Origin of the sequence: Nonomuraea gerenzanensis (genome assembly GCF_020215645.1) — a bacterium.
Taxonomy (GTDB): Bacteria; Actinomycetota; Actinomycetes; order Streptosporangiales; family Streptosporangiaceae; genus Nonomuraea; species Nonomuraea gerenzanensis.
Map to the genome: position 1 here is coordinate 7,576,490 of NZ_CP084058.1, position 16,652 is coordinate 7,593,141.

The following is a 16,652-nucleotide window of genomic DNA, read 5'->3' on the forward strand; positions in this document are numbered from 1 at the left end:
GGGCGTGGTCTCATCCCCTCGGCCCGTCAATCTGGCCACTCAATCTGGCTCGCCTCGGCTCAAGCTGCGCCTGCGCCGCGGCGATTTCCCTCTTCAGAGTACGTGCCGCGGCGACGACGCGGGCACCGGCGACGCCGAGCACGACCAGCCCGGCCACGCCCAGCCCCACGGACACGAAGATCCACGTCATGAGTGGTGAGCGTACAGGGCCAGGGCGCGCTCGGCCTCCTCGCGCACCGTCTCCGCCATGTCGGGCGGCGAGACGACCCGGCCGGTGTCGCCCAGGCGCAGCGCCAGCTTCAGAATCCAGTCCTCGTCGCGGGCCCGCAGCGCCACCCGCAGCCGCCCCTCACCCAGCTCGGTGACCTGCTCGCACGGGTAGTACTCGGCCACCCACCGCCCGGCGGCGCTCAGCTCCAGCTCGACCAGCTCGTCGGTCGGCGACGGCCGGAAGACCCCGGCGGTCACGTCACGCGGCTCGGCCTCGGCGGGCGGGTCGGCGGGCACGTCGAGCACGTCCACGCCGAGCACCCGGTCCAGCCTGAACAATCGCATCGCCTCGGCCCGGTAGCACCAGCCCTCCAGGTAGGCGCGGCCGTCCACGACCACGACCCGCATCGGGTCCACCTCGCGCGGCGTCACCTCGTCGCGGCCCTGCACGTAGTAACGCAGCGACAGCCGCCTGCCCCTGGTCAGGCCCTCGCGCACGCGCGGCAGCGCGTCGGGGGCGGCGTCCACGTCGACGGCGACCTGGGTGCTCACGGTGGCGGCGCCCTCGCCGGCGGCCCGCTCCAGCTTGGCGGTGACGCGGGGCAGGGCGTCACCGGGCACCTCGGCGAGTTCGGGGGTGGCGGCCAGCATGCGCAGCGCCACCAGCAGCGCGCTGGCCTCGTCGATGCCGAGCCGCAGCGGCCTGGCGATGGTGTCGGCGTTGTCGATGAGGATCTCGCCGCCGTCCCATGAGACGTCGATGAGGTCGCCGGGGGTGTGCCCGGGCAGCCCGCACATCCACACGAGCTGCAGGTCGTCGATGAGCTGCTTCTCGCTCAGCCCGAACACGTCGGCCACCTCGCCGACCTGCGCCCCCGGATGGGACATCAGGTACGGCACCAGCGCCAGCAACCTCGGCAGCCGATCCGCCGAACCACTCATGCCAGAGCCCCCTTCAAACGCCTGATCACGGCCTCACGGGCGTCCGGCGGCTCGACCACCTCGACGTCGGCGCCGAGGCTGGCCATCCACCCGGCCAGCCGCTCGGGGTCGGTGAAGGCCAGCTCGGCCTCGTCCCACCCGTCGGTGCCGGGGTGCACGGCCCTGGCGAGCTGCCGCAGCCCCTCGCACGCCCCCTGGCGCACGCGGACGACGGCGACCCGCTCGTCGGTCGTCTCGTCGGGGAAGCCCACCATGGCCCGCAGGTCGATGCCCTCGGGCACCTCGACGGCGCCCGGCTTGCCGACCGCGGCGACCTGCCCGGCGATGCGGCTGAGCCGGAAGGCGCGCGGCGCGTCCCTGTCGCGATCGTACCCCGCCAGGTACCAGCGGCCGCGCCTGCTGACCACGCCCCACGGCTCCACGGTGCGCCCGCGCACGGTCTCGCTGCCGGCGCCGCGGTAGTCGAAGCGGACCACGCGCCGGTCGCGCACGGCGTCCCACAGCGCGGGGAAGGCCGGGTCACGGGTGTCCACCCGCAGCTCCAGCGCGCCGGTGCCGACCGGCTGGTCGGTGGCCACGCCGCCGGCCCGCAGCTTCAGCAGCGCCCCGGAGGCGGCCTCGGCCAGGCTGGCGCGCTGCCACACCTGCGCGGCCAGGCCGAGCACGGCGGCCTCGTCCGGCTCCAGGGTGATCTCCGGCAGCTCGTACGACTCGCGCTCGATCCGGTAGCCCGGCTCGTCCTCCCACGGGTCGCGCACGACGTCGATCGGGATGCCGATCTCGCGCAGCTCGTTCTTGTCCCGCTCGAACATGCGCTGGAACGCCTCGTCGCCATCACGGTCGTATCCGGGGACGGCCTGGCGGATCTGCTCGGCCGACAGCGGGCGCCGGGTGGCGAGCAGGCAGATCACCAGATTGAGCAACCGTTCTGTCTTCCGGCGCGACATCTGCCTCACTCCTCCTTCATCGACGCTACCCTGCCCCCGTGATCAGATGGCGCAGAGGCGAGGTCGTACGGATCCGACGCGAGTGGCCGGGAGCGGTGGAGCTGGACGTCACCGTCCCCGAGGGGGAGTGCCGGGCGCTGGCGTATCCACCGTTGGTGGGCCGCCCGGAACCCGGCGATGAGGTGCTGCTCAACACGACCGCGCTCGCGATGGGTCTCGGTACGGGAGGTTACGCCATGGTGGTGGCCGTCCCGAACCGTTTGCCGGAAGATCCCGAGGGTCCGGGTCACCTGGTGAAGGCCAGGTACACCCCGCTGCAGGCCACGGTGCAGGGCGCCGACGAGCAGGATTCCCCGTATCACGCCAGGTTGCGGGAGGCCGACTCGCTCGACGGGATGCCGGTGATCGTGGCCGATCTGCATTCGGCGCTGGCCCCGATCCTGTGCGGACTGTACGCCGCCAGGCGGGGCGTGCGGGTCGCGTACGTGATGCAGGACGGCGGCGCGCTGCCCGTGTGGTTCTCGATGGCGGCGGCCCGGCTGCGGGAGGAGGGCTGGCTGGCGGGCGTGGTGACGGTGGGCCAGTCGTTCGGCGGCGACCTGGAGGCGGTCACCGTGCACACGGGGCTGCTGGCGGCCAGGCACGTGCTGGAGGCCGAGGTGGCGATCGTCACGCAGGGGCCGGGCAACCTGGGCACGGGCACCCGGTGGGGCTTCTCGGGGGTGGCGGCGGGCGAGGCGGTCAACGCGGCGGGCGTGCTGCGCGGCCTGCCGGTGGCGTCGCTGCGGGTCAGCGAGGGCGACCGGCGCGAGCGCCACTACGGCGTCTCGCACCACTCGCTGACCGCCTACGGCCGCGTCGCGCTGACGCCCGCGCAGGTGCCGGTGCCGGACCTGCCGGGCGAGTTCGGGGTGCGGGTCAGGGACCAGGCCGAGCTGCTCGCCGTGCGGCACCGCCTGGTGCCGGTCCCGGTGGACGGCCTGCGCGAGGCCCTGGAGGCCTCGCCGGTCAGGCTGTCGACGATGGGCAGGAGCCTGGAGGAGGACCTGGCCTACTTCCTGACCGCGGCGGCGGCGGGCAGGCTGACGGCCTCGCTGCTGTCGTAGGCGTCCTTGAACGTGAACGCCTCGGGGCTCGGCCCCTCGCTCCTGAGGCGTTCCAGCCGCCGTATCCCCTCGGCCAGCGTGGGGATCTCACCGGCGGGCACCCACCACATCACCATGTAGGGCTCCATCATGCGCAGGAACCACTCCCTGCGCCGCCTCAGCACGGCCAGGTGCTCGCTGCGGTAGGTGTAGTTCCACAGCGACTCCAGCGAGTCCCACACCGAGAAGTTGATCAGCAGGTGGTCGCCGTACTCGTGCACGACGGTGGCGGTGGGGTCGCTCTCGCTCTCCTTCAGGCGCCACACGAACCCGGGGGCCGAGTCGGCGACGGCGTTGATCGGTTCGAGCTGCGCGACGAACTCGGCCAGCTCGGGGCTGTCGATGGGGGCGCGCAGGTGGGCGATGTTGATCTCGGCGAGATGCATGGCAGGCGGGTTCATGGGGCTCAGCACACCATCACCCGCCTTCTATGTCAATATCAGTTTGTTTTAGAGCGACGCAGCACTCCCCCGGCCGCGGGTCCAGCGCGGCCCTGCCGGGGTCGTCGCCCAGCCCCTCCAGCAGCCCCTGGCACAGGGCCAGGTTCATCGAGCACACCAGCAGCGGCTGCTCCTCGGCCAGCACGTGGAACGGGCAGTTGCGCAGCCGCAGCTTCCCGCCCTCCGCGTACGGCTCGTAGCCGCGCTCGCCCAGCACCCGCTCGACCGGCTCCCCCGGATGGGCCCTGGCGATCCTGGCGCCCGCCCCGCGCGCCACCTGCTCGGCCTGCTCCTCGGCGCCGAGCGTCTCGACCACGCCGGCCAGCACCGAGGCGAGAGTGGCGTAGTCGCGCGGCGGCAGACTCACCGACCGCTCGCCCCTGGCCCTGCGGTAGACCTTCGCCGGCCGGCCGCTGCCCGGCCCCTTCTTCTCCTGCGCCCGGAACCCGCTCTCCAGCAGCCCGGCCTCCACCAGCTTGTCGAGATGGTGCCCGGCCAGCGTCCTGGACACGCCCGCCGCCTCGGCGGCCTCCCCCCGGCCGACGTCGCCGCCCCGGGAGGCGACGACGTCGTACAGGCTGCGGCGGACGGGGTCGTGCAGGAGGGCCAGCGCCTCGAGGTCGTCGCTACTCACAGCGGGAGTCTACGAAAGCTCGCGCTCGACGTGCTTGTACGTGCACGAGCGGCTCGCCTCCACCTTGCCCGAGCCGTACCTGCGCCAGCACGCCCCCTTCTTGATCACCCGGAGGTCGATCCACTCCGGCGCCCCGTACTGCCGGTGCACGGCCTTGGCGTTGCGCAGCAGCCGGGCGGCCGTGGCGCGGGCCCTGGCCGGGGAGGAGGCGGCGGCGAGCACCCAGGTGGCACCCGCGTCACCGCCGATCACACAGGGTTTGACGCCCTTGCAGAACGGCGGGCCGGCGGAGGCGCCGGCGGCGGGCGTCCCGGCCGCCAGAAGCGCTAACACGGACGCTGTGACGATGAATGCGCGGATCATGGCATTCATCCTGCCCTAGTAGGCGGCGAGGAGATCCACCACGAAGACGAGCGTGTCGGAGCCCTTGATCCCGTACGCGGGATGGCCGGCGCGGCCGTACCCGTCGGCGGGCGGCACGATCATCAGCACGCGGCTGCCGACCGGCACCCCGGACAGGGCCTTGTCCCAGGCCCTGATGACGCTGCCGTCGCCCAGCTTGAACGCCTTCGGCCCGCCGCCCGCCCAGGTGGCCTCGAAGATCCGGCGGCGGCTCCAGACGGCGGCCTCGTACTGGGCGACCACGAGCTGCCCCGCGCGCACCGGACGGCCGTCGCCCCTGGCCAGCACCTTGGCCGCGAACCTGGCCGGCGGCGGGCCCGCGGGCACCGCCAGGGCGGGCCTGGCACCGCCGCCCACCTTCACCCCGGCCAGCGTGCCGCCCGCCGACTCCACCGAGGCGCCCTTGCGGTGCGCGCCGAGGATGTCGACGACGTAGAACAGCTCCTCGCCGGCGGCCACGCCCTGCGGCGGGTTCGGGCCGAACCCGTCCTGCGGCGGGATGGCGGCGATCACGCGGCTGCCCACCGTGCGGCCCTTCAGCGCCCGCTCCAGGCCGGGCAGCAGCTCGCCCAGCGGGAACGCCGCCGGGGTGCCGCGGTTGAAGCTGGAGTCGACCAGGCGGTTGTCCCTGCCGTCCCACACATGCGCGGTGTACTGGACGATCGCCACGTCGTCGCCGTCGAGCCGCTCGCCCTCACCCGTGGCCAGCTCGTCCACCTGCAGCCCGGCCACCGGCTTGCCGTCGGGGAAGTCGATCGTCGGGCGGGCGCCGAACGCGCCTCCCACGCTCAGGCCCAGGTCTCCGGCGGCCTCGCTCGTACAGCCGCCCAGCAGCAGCGGCGCCAGCAACAGCGACGCGGCGGCACGGCGCATCGGTCCTCCCAGCACGGAACGGCCCGGCGGCACCCGCCTCAGGGGCGCGCCGCCGGGCTCGCGATGCTACCGCGACACCGGACCGCCCGTCAGCAGGCGACCGGCACTTCCGGCCGTCACGTCAGCAGGACGTCAGCAGGCGACCGGCGCTTCCGGCCGTCAGTAGGCCGCCAGGACGTCCACGACGAACACCAGCGTGCTGTTGGCGGGGATGCCCTGCTGCGCCTGGGCGCCGTAGCCCAGCTCCGGCGGGATGCTCATCACCACGCGGCTGCCGACCGGCACCCCGGCCAGCCCCTTCTGCCAGCCCTGGATCACCTGCGCGAGCGGGAACTCGGCCGGCTCGCCCCGCTCCCAGCTGGAGTCGAACTGCTGGTCGGTGCCCCAGATCTTGCCGGTGTAGTGCACGACGAGCGTCTGGTTGGCCTGCGCCTTGGCCCCGGTGCCCTGGATGAGCGTCTTGACGACCAGCTCCTTGGACGGCTTCTCGCCGGTCTTGGTGGTCAGCGTGGGCGCCTTCTCGCCGCCGGGGCTGACGACCTCGACGCCCTTGATGGACTCGCCCGTCTCCTTGCCGGTGGCCGCCTTCAGCGCCGCCGGCTGGGTGCCGACCACGTCGAACACGAATACCTTGGTGGGCTCGGCCGGCGTCGTCTGCTGCTGGGCGACCGAGTCGTTGGCCAGCACCGCCAGCAGCCGGCCGCCGTGCTTGACCTTGGTGAAGCCCTCCTGCAGCACCTGCGGGAGCTGCTGGTTGACCGCGATCGTCTCCGGCGCCTTGGTGTCGTAGGAGGAGCCCTGGACGGCGTTGCCCTTGCCGTCCCAGTTGTAGACGGTGAGGTTGACGATCACGCGGTCGCCCGCCTTGACGCCGGCGCCGGTGCCGGGCTGGATCACCTCGTACGACGACTTGGTGGCCGGCGTGCCGGAGGGGAAGGTCACCGTGGGCTTGGCGCCCACGTTCCCGGCGACCTTGACCCCCGACGGCGCGGCGGAGGTGCTCGCGGTGGCGGCGGTGCCGGTGGTGGCGCCCGTGGTGGCGCCGTCGGAGCCGCACGCTGCGGCGAACAAGATCAATGGCACGGCGGCCGATACGGCCAGAGCGCGGCGCATGGGTTTCCCTCGGAAAAGACGTCAGATTCGCGCCACACTACCTGACAGCCCGGTAGGGCCGTGGTAAACCGCGCCCCACGTCCGGCGCCGCCCGCCTACATGCCCGCGATGAGCTTGTCCACCCGCTCGTCCACGCTGCGGAACGGGTCCTTGCACAGCACCGTGCGCTGCGCCTGGTCGTTCAGCTTGAGGTGGACCCAGTCGACGGTGAAGTCGCGCCGCTTCTCCTGCGCCTTGCGGATGAACTCGCCGCGCAGCCGCGCCCGCGTGGTCTGCGGCGGCACCGACTTGGCCTCGAAGATCTTCAGGTCGGACGCCACCCGCTCCACCGAGCCGCGCTTCTGCAGCAGGTAGTACAGGCCGCGCTTGCGGTGCACGTCGTGGTAGGCCAGGTCGAGCTGCGCCACCCGCGGCGAGGACAGCGGCAGGTCGTACTTGCGCCGGTACCGCTCGATGAGCTGGTACTTGGTCACCCAGTCGATCTCCCGCGAGACCAGGTCGAGGTTGCCCGTGTCGACCGCGTTGAGGGTGCGCTCCCACAGCTCCAGCACCCGGTGCGCGATGGCGTCGCCGCCGCGGCGGTCGACGAAGTCCTTCGCCTTCGACAGGTACTCCTGCTGGATCTCCAGGCTGGACGCCTCGCGCCCGTTGGCCAGGCGCACCCGGCGCCGCCCCGTCATGTCGTGGGAGACCTCGCGGATGGCCCTGATCGGGTTCTCCAGCGACAGGTCGCGCATCACCGTGCCCGACTCGATCATGCGCAGCACCAGGTCGGTGGCGCCGACCTTGAGCAGCATCGTGGTCTCGCTCATGTTGGAGTCGCCGACGATGACGTGCAGGCGGCGGAACCGCTCGGCGTCGGCGTGCGGCTCGTCCCTGGTGTTGATGATCGGGCGCGAGCGGGTGGTGGCGCTGGAGACGCCCTCCCAGATGTGCTCGGCCCGCTGCGAGACGCAGTAGACGGCGCCGCGCGGCGTCTGCAGCACCTTGCCCGCCCCGCACACGATCTGCCGCGTCACCAGGAACGGGATCAGCACGTCGGCCAGCCGGCCGAACTCCCCGTGCCGGCCGACCAGGTAGTTCTCGTGGCAGCCGTAGGAGTTGCCGGCCGAGTCGGTGTTGTTCTTGAACAGGTAGATGTCACCGGCGATGCCCTCTTCGCGCAGCCGCTTCTCGGCGTCCACGAGCAGGCCCTCAAGGATGCGCTCGCCCGCCTTGTCGTGGGTGACGAGCTCGATGACGTTGTCACATTCGGGTGTTGCGTACTCAGGATGGCTGCCCACGTCGAGGTAGAGACGCGCGCCGTTACGGAGGAAGACGTTGCTCGATCGGCCCCAGGACACGACCCGCCGGAACAGGTAGCGCGCGACCTCGTCGGGGGACAACCTGCGCTGCCCCCTGAACGTGCAGGTCACGCCGTACTCGTTCTCCAGCCCGAAGATGCGACGATCCATCACCTCACACTATGCCCACGGATCGGCCAGCGGGAGAGATCTTGGCAGGTGTTTTCCCTCCCGGGCCGCGAACGACCACCTCTGCCCCGCTTTCGGCCCCGTGCCCGCCCCCACGGGGCGCGGGTGCCGCGGCGCGCCGCTCAGGGGGTGTAGATCTCCTGAACCTGGACGATCTTGCCCTTGTACACGGTGATCAGGGACGGGTGGCCGGTCTTGCCGTGCCGCTTGATCAGCGTCGCCCTGGAGCAGCGCTTGGCGCCCAGGCCGGTCTTGCGGCTGACGGTCAGGTCCGCGGCGGGCGTCTTGCAGCCGTACGCCGACAGGAAGATCACGTTCGTGGCGATGGGCGAGGCGTACGCCCTGACGTCACCCTCCGGCGGGCCCTCGAAGTGCCCCTCGGTGCGGGTGCCCTTCTTCCACCTGATCGGCTCGTACTCGGCCACGCCGCCCCGCACGTAGGTGATCCAGCCGCGCAGGATGCCGTCGCGGCGGGAGTGGATGCGCTTGGTGAAGTCGTGCTCCGGGTCGGCCTGGAACGTGGTGCCGAAGATCTTCGGCGGCTTGTAGTCGGGGAACGCGGTGGCGGCCCCGGCGGGCAGGGTGGTGAGCATCACGGCCGCCGCGGCACCGGCCGCCAGGAGGCCACGCAAGGGAGTGTTCACGGATCATAAGATCCGCGATCTCCGGGTGGGGTTCGGGCGTCCGGGAGTGAAACAGGTCACACCCGGACCGCTCCCCGCAAACGGCCACGGGGACCCTCACCATGGCGATGAACGGCCACGGGGAACCCCACCATGGCGATGAACAGCGACGGGGACCGCCGCACCATGGCGATCCCCGTCATGACCGTCCTGCGCCCGCCCGAGAGGCTCCTGCAGCGCCTCTGCAAGCGGCCCTACAGCGCGTCCTACAGCGGCGAGGAGCCGTCGTCCACGTCTCCCTCGGGCCCCGTGGGCGGCGGCGTGTCACCGGAGCCCTGCGGCGGCGCGGCAGGCGGCGTGGTAGGCGGCGTGGTAGGCGGCGCGGCGGGGGCCGCGGGCGACTTGCTGGTCTGGGCCAGCAGCCGCTCCAGCCGCGCCCCCGTGAGCCGCAGGAACTTGCGGTGCTCGCGGTTGCGGTCGAGCACCGCCACCTCCAGCTGCCCGACCGGCGGCCGCTCGCCGCCCGGCTCGGTCAGCGCCGTCAGCGCCACCTCCAGCGCGTCGGCCAGCGACATCGACTCGCGGTAACGCTCCTTCAGCCGGCCGGCCACCGCCTCGGCCTGGCCGCCCATGGCCGCGAAGCCGTGCTCGTCGAAGACCGACCCGTCGAAGGTCAGCCGGTAGATGGCGTCGCCCTCCTTGGTGTCGCCCACCTCGGCGACGACGACCTCCACCTCCAGCGACTTGATCGACTCGGTGAAGATGCGGCCCAGGTTGGAGGCGTACAGGTTGGCCAGGCCGCGGCCCGTCACGTCGGAGCGGTCGTAGGTGTAGCCGTTGATGTCGGCGTAGCGGATGCCGCCGAGCCTCAGCTCCTCGAACTCGTTGTAGCGCCCCACCGCCGCGAACCCGATGCGGTCGTAGATCTCACTGATCTTGTGCAGCGCGCGCGACGGGTTCGGCGCGACGAACAGGATGCCGTCCACGTACTGCAGCGTGACGACGGACCGGCCCCGCGCGATGCCCTTGCGCGCGTAGTCGGCCTTGTCCCGCATGATCTGCTCGGGGGACGCATATCCGAAAGGCATGGACACGTGTGGAGGTCCTTTCTAGCGCAGCGGGGCGATGGGGCCGTCGGGCGAGATCAGGCGGGCTTCGAGCATCTGCTGCACGTAGCCGTAGACCTCCTCCTCCGACAGGCGGCGGAAGCCGTCGGCGTCGATCACCGACACGATGGGCCAGATCTTTCTCGTCACGTCCGGCCCGCCGGTCGCCGAGTCGTCGTCGGCGGCGTCGTACAGCGCCTGGATCAGCGTCATCGCCATGTCGTCGGCCGACGCCCCGTCGCGGTAGAGCTTCTTCAGCGAGCCGCGCGCGAAGATCGAGCCGGACCCGATCGCGTCGAACCTCTCCCGCTCGTACGGCCCGCCCGCCACGTCGTAGCTGAAGATGCGGCCCTCGTCCCTGTCGGGGTCGTAGGCGGCGAACAGCGGCACCACCACCAGCCCCTGCATCGCCATGCCGAGGTTGCCCCTGATCATGGTGGCAAGCCGGTTGGCCTTGCCCTGGACCGACATCGAGCGGCCCTCGACCTTCTCGTAGTGCTCGAGCTCGACCCGGTAGAGGCGGGCGAACTCGATGCCCGTGCTGGCCGTGCCCGCGATGCCCATGCACGAGTAGTCGTCGGCGCGGAACACCTTCTCCACGTCACGCTGCGAGATGATGTTGCCCGACGTCGCGCGCCGGTCGCCCGCCATGACCACGCCACCGGCGAAGGTGGCGGCCACGATCGTGGTCGCGTGCGGAACCTGGTCACCGATCGGCGTGGCCAGCACCTCATCCCGCCGCGGCAGCAAGTCGGGCGCGTACGAGCCGACAAACTCGGTGAACGAGGAACTTCCGGTGTTCTGGAAAAGATGATTCACCAAGCCGACGGGCAGATCCCTGTGCGATGCCACGCGACTCCCTCCAAACGTTCAGTGTTCCTAGGGCGACCCTACTCATGTTGGGTTGTTGTCTGCACTTCCCACGATCAGCTCACGGCGAACCACCTCCCCGAGCACGCCAGAAAGGCCCGATAAGCGCCGAAGGTCCGTGTTCAGATCGTTCCTTTACGCCCGCCACGGCCCATGCGACTGTCGGTATGTCTGCACATCCTGAACAGGAGGCCGACAATGCGACTCCCCAGCCGACCCGCGTTGCTCGGGATCATCGCCGCACTGGCCCTCACCTCCTGCGGCACCGGCGGCGGCAGCGCCGACGAGAGCAGCGTCACCCTCACCATCGCCGCCAACTCCATCGAGGGCGGCAAGAACGCCGAGTCCGCCCAGTGGATCAAACAGTGGGTGATCCCCGAGTTCGAGAAGACCCACCCCCATGTCAAGGTCCTGTTCCAGGGCAGCGGCGTCGACGACGAGCAGTACAAGACCAGGATCGCGCTCGACCTCAAGTCCAGGACCGGCGCCGACGTGATCGACCTCGACGGCATCTGGGTCGGCGAGTTCGCTCAGGCGGGCTACATCAAGCCGCTGACCGAGGTCGGCGGCCCCACCGTCGAGCAGTGGGAGGGCTGGGCCCAGATCCCGCAGGCCGTGCAGGGCCTCGGCATCTTCGACGGCAAGAAGTACGGCCTGCCCCAGGGCACCGACGGCCGCGTCCTGTTCTACAACAAGACCCTGTTCAGGAAGGCCGGGCTGGCGGAGACCTGGCAGCCCACGAGCTGGCGGGAGATCATCGACGCCGGCACCCGGCTCAAGGCCGCGGGCGTGCCCGTCCCCATCCAGCTCAACGCCGGCACCGCGATGGGCGAGGCCACCACCATGCAGGGCCTGCTGCCCCTCCTGGCGGGCGCCGGCGCCGAGATCTACACCGGCGGCAAGTGGACCGGCGCCGCACAGCCGCTGAAGGACGCGCTCGGCCTCTACCAGCAGATCTACGGCGGCAGCGGCCTCGGCGACCCCAGGCTCCAGCAGGAGGCCAAGGGCCGCGACAAGTCCTTCGCCCAGTTCGCCGAGGGCAGGATCGCCATCCTGGCCGAGAGCGACTACTTCTGGCGCTCCGTCATCGAGCCCCAGGCGGGCGTCGCCCCCATGAAGGACCGCGACCAGGCCGTCGGCTACGCCAAGATCCCCGCCAAGCAGCCCGGCGCCGGCATCCGCGGCCAGGACTTCGTCAGCATGTCGGGCGGCGCCGTCCGCGTGCTCAACCCGTTCTCCAAGAACCCCAGGCTCGCCTGGGACCTGCTCGCCTTCATGCACTCGGCCGCCGCCACCAAGTCGCAGCTCGCCGGGCAGGTCCGCATCAGCGCCCGCACCGACGTCAACGACGAGGTGCTCACGGCCGACCCCATGCTCAAGTACATCGCCGACGAGGTGCTGCCCCTCACCGCCTACCGGCCGGGCGTGGCCGTCTACCCGCAGGTCTCCGCCGCCCTGCAGGAGGCCACCGCCGCCGTCGTCAGCGGCAGGACCCCCGACCAGGCCGCCACCGCCTACCAGAGCACACTCGAGGGAATCGTCGGTGGCGCGGCCAACATCGCCGGCTGACGCCGCCGGGCTCGGCAGGGGCAGGGCGATCGCGTTCGTCCTGCCCGCGCTCACCCTCATCGCCGTCTTCCTGCTCCTGCCCGCCCTGTGGACGATCTACCTCGGCCTCACCGACTACCGCCTCACCGGCCTGGCCGCCGCGGACCCCCGCATCGTCGGCGTCGACAACTACACCGGCGCCCTCACCGACCCCCGCTTCCTGTCGTCGCTGTGGCTCACCGTCCTGTACGTCGGCGGCTCGGCCATCATCGGCCAGGCCGGGCTCGGCTTCACCCTGGCCTGGGTCCTGCGCGGCCGCACCGGCCCCGTGCGCCGCGCCGTGGAAGGCGTCGTGCTGCTGTCGTGGATCCTGCCCAGCACCGTGGTCGGCTTCCTGTGGTTCGCCCTGCTCGACCGCGACGACGGGACGCTCAACGCCCTCCTGCACACCCCCGGCTTCGCCTGGCTGCTCGACCACCCGCTGCTGTCGATCATCGTGTTCAACGTGTGGCGCGGCACCGCGTTCAGCATGATGCTCTACTCCGCCGCCCTGGAGAACGTGCCGCCCTCCCACCTGGAGACCGCCCGCCTGGCGGGCGCCGGCGTCCTGCAGCAGCTCCGCGACGTCGTCCTGCCCCTCATCCGGCGCCACATCCTGACGAACGTGCTGCTCATCAGCCTGTGGACGTTCAACGACTTCACGCCGTTCGTCCTGACCGGCGGCGGCCCGGAGGGCCGCTCGGAGATCCTGCCCGTGTACGTCTACCGCGTCGCGCTCAGGGACGGCCAGCTCGGCGCCGGAGCCGCCATCTCCTTCCTCATCCTGCTCATCAACCTCCTCTTCGCCCTGGCCTACCTGCGGCTCCTGCGCGGCCGGCGCCGCCACGAGGAGGCCGCCGCCCTCGGAGGCCCGCCCGCATGACCGCCAGCCGCCACCGCGCGCCCCCACGCCGTCACCGGTCACCCGCCCGTCACCGCAGCCGGGAGCCCGTCACATGATCCGCCACACCGTCGGCAGGCTCGCCGCCACCGTCTTCATCGCCGTCGTCCTGGCCTTCTTCACCCTGCCCATGCTCTGGCTGGCCAGCGCCCCCTTCGACGACACCCCCACCATCACCACCTCGATCCCCGAGTTCACGCTCCGCAACTTCACCGCCATCCTGGACAACCCCTACGCCCTCGGCTCCATCGTCAACTCCCTCATCCAGGCGGGCGGCGCCGCCGCGCTCGTCGTCGTCCTGGCCGCACTCGCCGCCTACGCGCTCTCCCGCGTCCGCGTGCCGGGCCGCGACGCCCTGCTCTACCTGCTCCTCCTGCTGTCGTCCGTGGTCACCGGCACCGCCGCCATGGTGCCGATCTTCGAGCTGGCGACCCGCCTCGACCTCATCGACACCCACCTCGGCGTCGTCCTCGTCGTCTCCGGCGGCCTCCTGCCCGCCGCCATCTTCATCCTCAAGGACTTCATGGACGACACCCCCACCTCCTACGAGGAGTCGGCCCGCGTCTTCGGCGCCGGCCCGTTGCAGATCCTGCGCCACATCGTCGTGCCCCTCGTCAGACCGGGCCTGGCCACCATCGCCGTCTGGGCGCTGGCCAGCGTCTGGGGCGGCTTCCTGTTCCAGTTCGTCCTGCTCAGAGACCCGGAGAAGGCCCCCGGGTCCGTCATCCTCTACACCCTCTACACCGAAGGCGGCTCCCCCAGGCTGGACCTCATCTCCACCTTCTCGCTGCTCTACTCGCTCCCCGTCGTCGCCATGTACCTCTTCGTCTCACAGCGCTACGGCTTCCGCTTCCACGGAGGGATCAAACGGTGATCACCCTGCACGCCCTCACCAAGATCTTCCCCGGCGGGGTCCGCGCCCTCGACGACATCCACCTCACCATCGCCGACGGCGAGTTCTTCGCCCTCCTCGGTCCCTCCGGCTGCGGCAAGACCACCCTGCTGCGCACCATCGCCGGCCTGGAGACCCCGACCGGCGGCGCCGTCCGCCTCGACGACAGGGACGTCACCGCCCTGCCCCCGGGACAGCGCGACGTCGCCATGGTCTTCCAGGACTACGCGATCTTCCCCCACATGGACGTCACCGCCAACATCGCCTACCCCCTGCGCATCAGGAAGGTCCCCTGCGCCCAGCGCGACGCCAAGGCCGCCGAGGTCGCCGCCCGCCTCAGCCTCACCGGCCTCCTGCGCCGCCGCCCCGCCGAGTTGTCGGGCGGCCAGCAGCAACGCGTCGCCCTCGCCCGCGCCATCGCCTGCCACCCCACCGCCTTCCTCTTCGACGAGCCCCTGTCGAACCTCGACGCCCGCCTGCGCCTCGAAGCCCGCACCTTCCTCAAACGCCTGCAGCGCGAGCTCGCCGTCACCACCGTCTTCGTCACCCACGACCAGGCCGAAGCCCTCGCGCTCGCCGACCGCATCGCCGTCATGGACGGCGGCCGCATGATCCAGGTCGCCACCCCCGCCGAGATCTTCCACCGCCCCGCCACCACCTTCGTCGCCTCCTTCATCGGCTCCACCCCCATGAACCTCCTGGAGGCCCGCGCCACCCCCACCGGCCTGCAGGTCGCCGGCGCCACCCTCCCCCTCCCCGACGGCCTCACCGGCGACGACGACCTCACCTACGGCGTACGGCCGGAATACATGACCCTCTCCCCCGCCGAACGCCCCGACGCCTTCCCCGGCACCATCTCCGTCCTGGAGAACCTCGGCACCCACACCCTCGTCACCCTCGAAACGCCCGGCCCCCTCATCCAGCTCGTCGTCCCGGAAGGCGACGAACCACCGCTCGGCACCCCCGCCTGGGCCGTGCCCCGCCGCGCCCTCCTCTACCGCGACGGCACCCTCCACACCACCCGCTGACACCGCCGCCATACTGGACACCATGGCCACCAGGAACTGGATCCTGCACCTGGACCTCGACCAGTTCATCGCCGCGGTCGAACTCCTGCGCCACCCCGAGCTGCGCGGCAGACCCGTCGTCGTCGGCGGTTCAGGCGATCCCACCCAGCCCCGCACGGTCGCGGCCACCGCCACCTACGAGGCCCGCGAACACGGCGTGCACTCCGGCATGCCGCTGCGCACCGCACTGCGGCGCTGCCCCGACGCCGTCTTCCTGCCCAGCGACCCGCCCGCCTACGAGGCCGCCTCAGCGCGCGTCATGGAGGTGCTGCGCGAGTTCCCCGTCCTCGTCGAGGTCTGGGGCTGGGACGAGGCCTTCCTCGGCGCCACCACCGACGACCCCGAGGCCCTGGCCGCCGACCTCCAGCACGCCGTACGCGCCCGTACCCACCTCGACTGCTCCATCGGCATCGGCGACAACAAGCACCAGGCCAAGCTCGCCTCCGCCTTCGCCAAACCCGCCGGCGTCCACCGCCTCACCACCGAGAGCTGGGCCGAGCAGATGAACGAGCGCCCCACCGACGCGCTCTGGGGCATCGGCGCCAGAATCTCCAGGAAACTGGCCGCCCTCGGCCTGCACACCGTCGCCGACCTGGCCGCCGCCGACCCCGCCGACCTGGCCCGCCACTTCGGCCCCACCAACGGCCCCTGGTACCGCTACCTCGCCCTCGGCAAAGGCGAGGCCGAGGTCGTCACCACCCCGTGGATCGCCCGCGGCCACAGCCGCGAGACCACCTTCCCCCGCGACCTCACCGACAGGGCCGACCTCACCCGCCACCTGATCGCCCTGGCCGGACACGTCACCCAGGACGCCGTCGACGCCGGCCGCGAGATCGCCCGCGTCTCCGTCAAGCTGCGCACCACGCCCTTCCTGACCCGCACCCGCCAGACGAAGCTCCCCGCCCCCACCACCGATCCCGCCGTCGTCACCCGGACAGCCCTCGACATCCTCGACCGCCACGACCTCACCCACCCGGTCCGCCTCATCGGCGTGGCCGTCGAGTACACGATGCCCGGGAGCTGAGCTCACCCCACCCCCGTCACCGCCCCGAAGAACCGTGATTCACGCACGAACGGCCCGGTGAACGGCCCGGTGAACGGCGCAGAGCCCGCCCTGACGGGCGAGCATGCGCGTCCGTTTTGTTCTACTCTCCGCCCTTCTGGACGTAGCTGCGCACGAATTCCTCTGCGTTCTCTTCGAGAACTTCGTCGATCTCGTCAAGAATCGCGTCGACATCGTCGGTGAGCTTCTCCTGCCGCTCCTGCACATCCGGCGCCGCCGAAGCCTCGGTCTCCTCGACTTCGGACTCGCGCCGCCCGGCCTGCTTCTGCCCGCCGGTGTCCTTGGTTGCCATGTCCTACCTCCGCTTGGGGGACTGCCTCTAGGCATATCTTCCCCGAACGAGCCGACATTTCGCGCCGAACGCC

19 protein-coding genes are annotated in these 16,652 nt (G+C 71.4%); 6 read left to right on the forward strand and 13 right to left on the reverse strand.

Annotated elements, in window-relative coordinates:
• Positions 1-10: 10 nt before the first annotated feature.
• Genes LCN96_RS35085 through LCN96_RS35095 form a run of 3 tightly spaced genes read right to left on the reverse strand, consistent with a single transcriptional unit; the run spans position 11 to position 2,099 of the window.
• Positions 11-190, reverse strand: coding sequence for a hypothetical protein (locus LCN96_RS35085; RefSeq protein ID WP_225266726.1), 180 nt, complete (start codon positions 188-190; stop codon positions 11-13).
• Positions 187-1,152 (reverse strand): helix-turn-helix transcriptional regulator, encoded by a 966-nt coding sequence (locus LCN96_RS35090; protein ID WP_225266727.1) that lies wholly within the window; start codon positions 1,150-1,152, stop codon positions 187-189. Before LCN96_RS35090 ends, LCN96_RS35085 begins: the two co-directional genes overlap by 4 nt.
• The gene (locus LCN96_RS35095) at positions 1,149-2,099 is read right to left on the reverse strand and encodes a helix-turn-helix transcriptional regulator (protein ID WP_225266728.1); all 951 of its coding nucleotides are present in this window, start codon (positions 2,097-2,099) and stop codon (positions 1,149-1,151) included. The genes LCN96_RS35090 and LCN96_RS35095 overlap by 4 nt, the downstream gene beginning before the upstream one ends.
• Before the next feature lie 38 nt (positions 2,100-2,137).
• Between LCN96_RS35095 and LCN96_RS35100 the strand changes: the two genes are divergently transcribed.
• Entirely contained in the window at positions 2,138-3,205 is a 1,068-nt protein-coding gene (locus tag LCN96_RS35100) for a DUF3866 family protein (protein ID WP_225266729.1), read from the forward strand.
• Here the strand turns inward: LCN96_RS35100 and LCN96_RS35105 are convergent.
• The 9 genes from LCN96_RS35105 to prcB all read right to left on the reverse strand — a co-directional run bounded on the left by LCN96_RS35105 (position 3,151) and on the right by prcB (position 10,759).
• The gene (locus tag LCN96_RS35105) at positions 3,151-3,645 is read right to left on the reverse strand and encodes a DUF3291 domain-containing protein (RefSeq protein ID WP_225266730.1); all 495 of its coding nucleotides are present in this window, start codon (positions 3,643-3,645) and stop codon (positions 3,151-3,153) included. The two genes, LCN96_RS35100 and LCN96_RS35105, sit on opposite strands and share 55 nt — an antisense overlap.
• 16 nt (positions 3,646-3,661) lie before the next feature.
• A complete protein-coding gene (locus tag LCN96_RS35110) occupies positions 3,662-4,318 on the reverse strand; it encodes a helix-turn-helix transcriptional regulator (protein WP_225266731.1) in 657 nt (218 codons plus the stop codon).
• 9 nt (positions 4,319-4,327) lie between these two features.
• Complete coding sequence (locus tag LCN96_RS35115) at positions 4,328-4,651, reverse strand: hypothetical protein (RefSeq protein ID WP_225266732.1); 324 nt, start codon at positions 4,649-4,651, stop codon at positions 4,328-4,330.
• A gap of 45 nt (positions 4,652-4,696) precedes the next feature.
• Positions 4,697-5,593 (reverse strand): FKBP-type peptidyl-prolyl cis-trans isomerase, encoded by an 897-nt coding sequence (locus LCN96_RS56830; protein ID WP_263657359.1) that lies wholly within the window; start codon positions 5,591-5,593, stop codon positions 4,697-4,699.
• A gap of 159 nt (positions 5,594-5,752) precedes the next feature.
• Positions 5,753-6,706: an FKBP-type peptidyl-prolyl cis-trans isomerase gene (locus LCN96_RS35130; protein ID WP_225266733.1), complete on the reverse strand. Its 954-nt coding sequence runs from the start codon at positions 6,704-6,706 to the stop codon at positions 5,753-5,755.
• A gap of 95 nt (positions 6,707-6,801) precedes the next feature.
• A complete protein-coding gene (gene pafA / locus LCN96_RS35135) occupies positions 6,802-8,160 on the reverse strand; it encodes a Pup--protein ligase (RefSeq protein WP_080037257.1) in 1,359 nt (452 codons plus the stop codon).
• Positions 8,161-8,300: 140 nt separating this feature from the next.
• On the reverse strand, positions 8,301-8,822 hold the full coding sequence (locus tag LCN96_RS35140; RefSeq protein WP_225266734.1) for a hypothetical protein: 522 nt from the start codon (positions 8,820-8,822) through the stop codon (positions 8,301-8,303).
• Between the two features lie 245 nt (positions 8,823-9,067).
• Complete coding sequence (prcA, locus tag LCN96_RS35145; protein ID WP_225276127.1) at positions 9,068-9,889, reverse strand: proteasome subunit alpha; 822 nt, start codon at positions 9,887-9,889, stop codon at positions 9,068-9,070.
• A 21-nt stretch (positions 9,890-9,910) separates the two neighbouring features.
• The gene (gene prcB / locus LCN96_RS35150) at positions 9,911-10,759 is read right to left on the reverse strand and encodes a proteasome subunit beta (protein ID WP_397351771.1); all 849 of its coding nucleotides are present in this window, start codon (positions 10,757-10,759) and stop codon (positions 9,911-9,913) included.
• Positions 10,760-10,975: 216 nt separating this feature from the next.
• On the opposite strand from prcB, the gene LCN96_RS35155 reads away from it, so the two are divergent.
• The 5 genes from LCN96_RS35155 (at position 10,976) to LCN96_RS35175 (ending at position 16,248) form a co-directional block, all read left to right on the forward strand.
• A complete protein-coding gene (locus LCN96_RS35155) occupies positions 10,976-12,346 on the forward strand; it encodes an extracellular solute-binding protein (protein WP_225266736.1) in 1,371 nt (456 codons plus the stop codon).
• Positions 12,321-13,247, forward strand: coding sequence for a carbohydrate ABC transporter permease (locus LCN96_RS35160; protein WP_225266737.1), 927 nt, complete (start codon positions 12,321-12,323; stop codon positions 13,245-13,247). Before LCN96_RS35155 ends, LCN96_RS35160 begins: the two co-directional genes overlap by 26 nt.
• Before the next feature lie 73 nt (positions 13,248-13,320).
• Positions 13,321-14,139 carry a carbohydrate ABC transporter permease gene (locus tag LCN96_RS35165; RefSeq protein ID WP_225266738.1) on the forward strand — a complete coding sequence of 273 codons (819 nt, stop codon included), beginning with the start codon at positions 13,321-13,323 and terminating at the stop codon, positions 14,137-14,139.
• On the forward strand, positions 14,136-15,185 hold the full coding sequence (locus LCN96_RS35170) for an ABC transporter ATP-binding protein (protein WP_225266739.1): 1,050 nt from the start codon (positions 14,136-14,138) through the stop codon (positions 15,183-15,185). Before LCN96_RS35165 ends, LCN96_RS35170 begins: the two co-directional genes overlap by 4 nt.
• 22 nt (positions 15,186-15,207) lie before the next feature.
• Positions 15,208-16,248: a DNA polymerase IV gene (locus LCN96_RS35175; protein WP_225266740.1), complete on the forward strand. Its 1,041-nt coding sequence runs from the start codon at positions 15,208-15,210 to the stop codon at positions 16,246-16,248.
• Between the two features lie 121 nt (positions 16,249-16,369).
• Here LCN96_RS35175 and LCN96_RS35180 read toward each other — a convergent pair whose 3' ends face one another.
• Complete coding sequence (locus tag LCN96_RS35180; protein ID WP_148432818.1) at positions 16,370-16,579, reverse strand: ubiquitin-like protein Pup; 210 nt, start codon at positions 16,577-16,579, stop codon at positions 16,370-16,372.
• Positions 16,580-16,652: the final 73 nt, after the last annotated feature.

What these genes read in the sequence shown, in the direction of transcription:
- LCN96_RS35180 (WP_148432818.1), bottom strand. Translation starts at nt 16,579, where the DNA reads ATGGCAACCAAGGACACCGGCGGGCAGAAGCAGGCCGGGCGGCGCGAG.
- LCN96_RS35165 (WP_225266738.1), top strand. Translation starts at nt 13,321, where the DNA reads ATGATCCGCCACACCGTCGGCAGGCTCGCCGCCACCGTCTTCATCGCC.
- LCN96_RS35085 (WP_225266726.1), bottom strand. Translation starts at nt 190, where the DNA reads ATGACGTGGATCTTCGTGTCCGTGGGGCTGGGCGTGGCCGGGCTGGTC.
- LCN96_RS35175 (WP_225266740.1), top strand. Translation starts at nt 15,208, where the DNA reads ATGGCCACCAGGAACTGGATCCTGCACCTGGACCTCGACCAGTTCATC.
- LCN96_RS35155 (WP_225266736.1), top strand. Translation starts at nt 10,976, where the DNA reads ATGCGACTCCCCAGCCGACCCGCGTTGCTCGGGATCATCGCCGCACTG.
- LCN96_RS35105 (WP_225266730.1), bottom strand. Translation starts at nt 3,645, where the DNA reads ATGAACCCGCCTGCCATGCATCTCGCCGAGATCAACATCGCCCACCTG.
- prcA (WP_225276127.1), bottom strand. Translation starts at nt 9,889, where the DNA reads ATGCCTTTCGGATATGCGTCCCCCGAGCAGATCATGCGGGACAAGGCC.
- LCN96_RS56830 (WP_263657359.1), bottom strand. Translation starts at nt 5,593, where the DNA reads ATGCGCCGTGCCGCCGCGTCGCTGTTGCTGGCGCCGCTGCTGCTGGGC.
- pafA (WP_080037257.1), bottom strand. Translation starts at nt 8,160, where the DNA reads ATGGATCGTCGCATCTTCGGGCTGGAGAACGAGTACGGCGTGACCTGC.
- LCN96_RS35090 (WP_225266727.1), bottom strand. Translation starts at nt 1,152, where the DNA reads ATGAGTGGTTCGGCGGATCGGCTGCCGAGGTTGCTGGCGCTGGTGCCG.
- LCN96_RS35130 (WP_225266733.1), bottom strand. Translation starts at nt 6,706, where the DNA reads ATGCGCCGCGCTCTGGCCGTATCGGCCGCCGTGCCATTGATCTTGTTC.
- LCN96_RS35095 (WP_225266728.1), bottom strand. Translation starts at nt 2,099, where the DNA reads ATGTCGCGCCGGAAGACAGAACGGTTGCTCAATCTGGTGATCTGCCTG.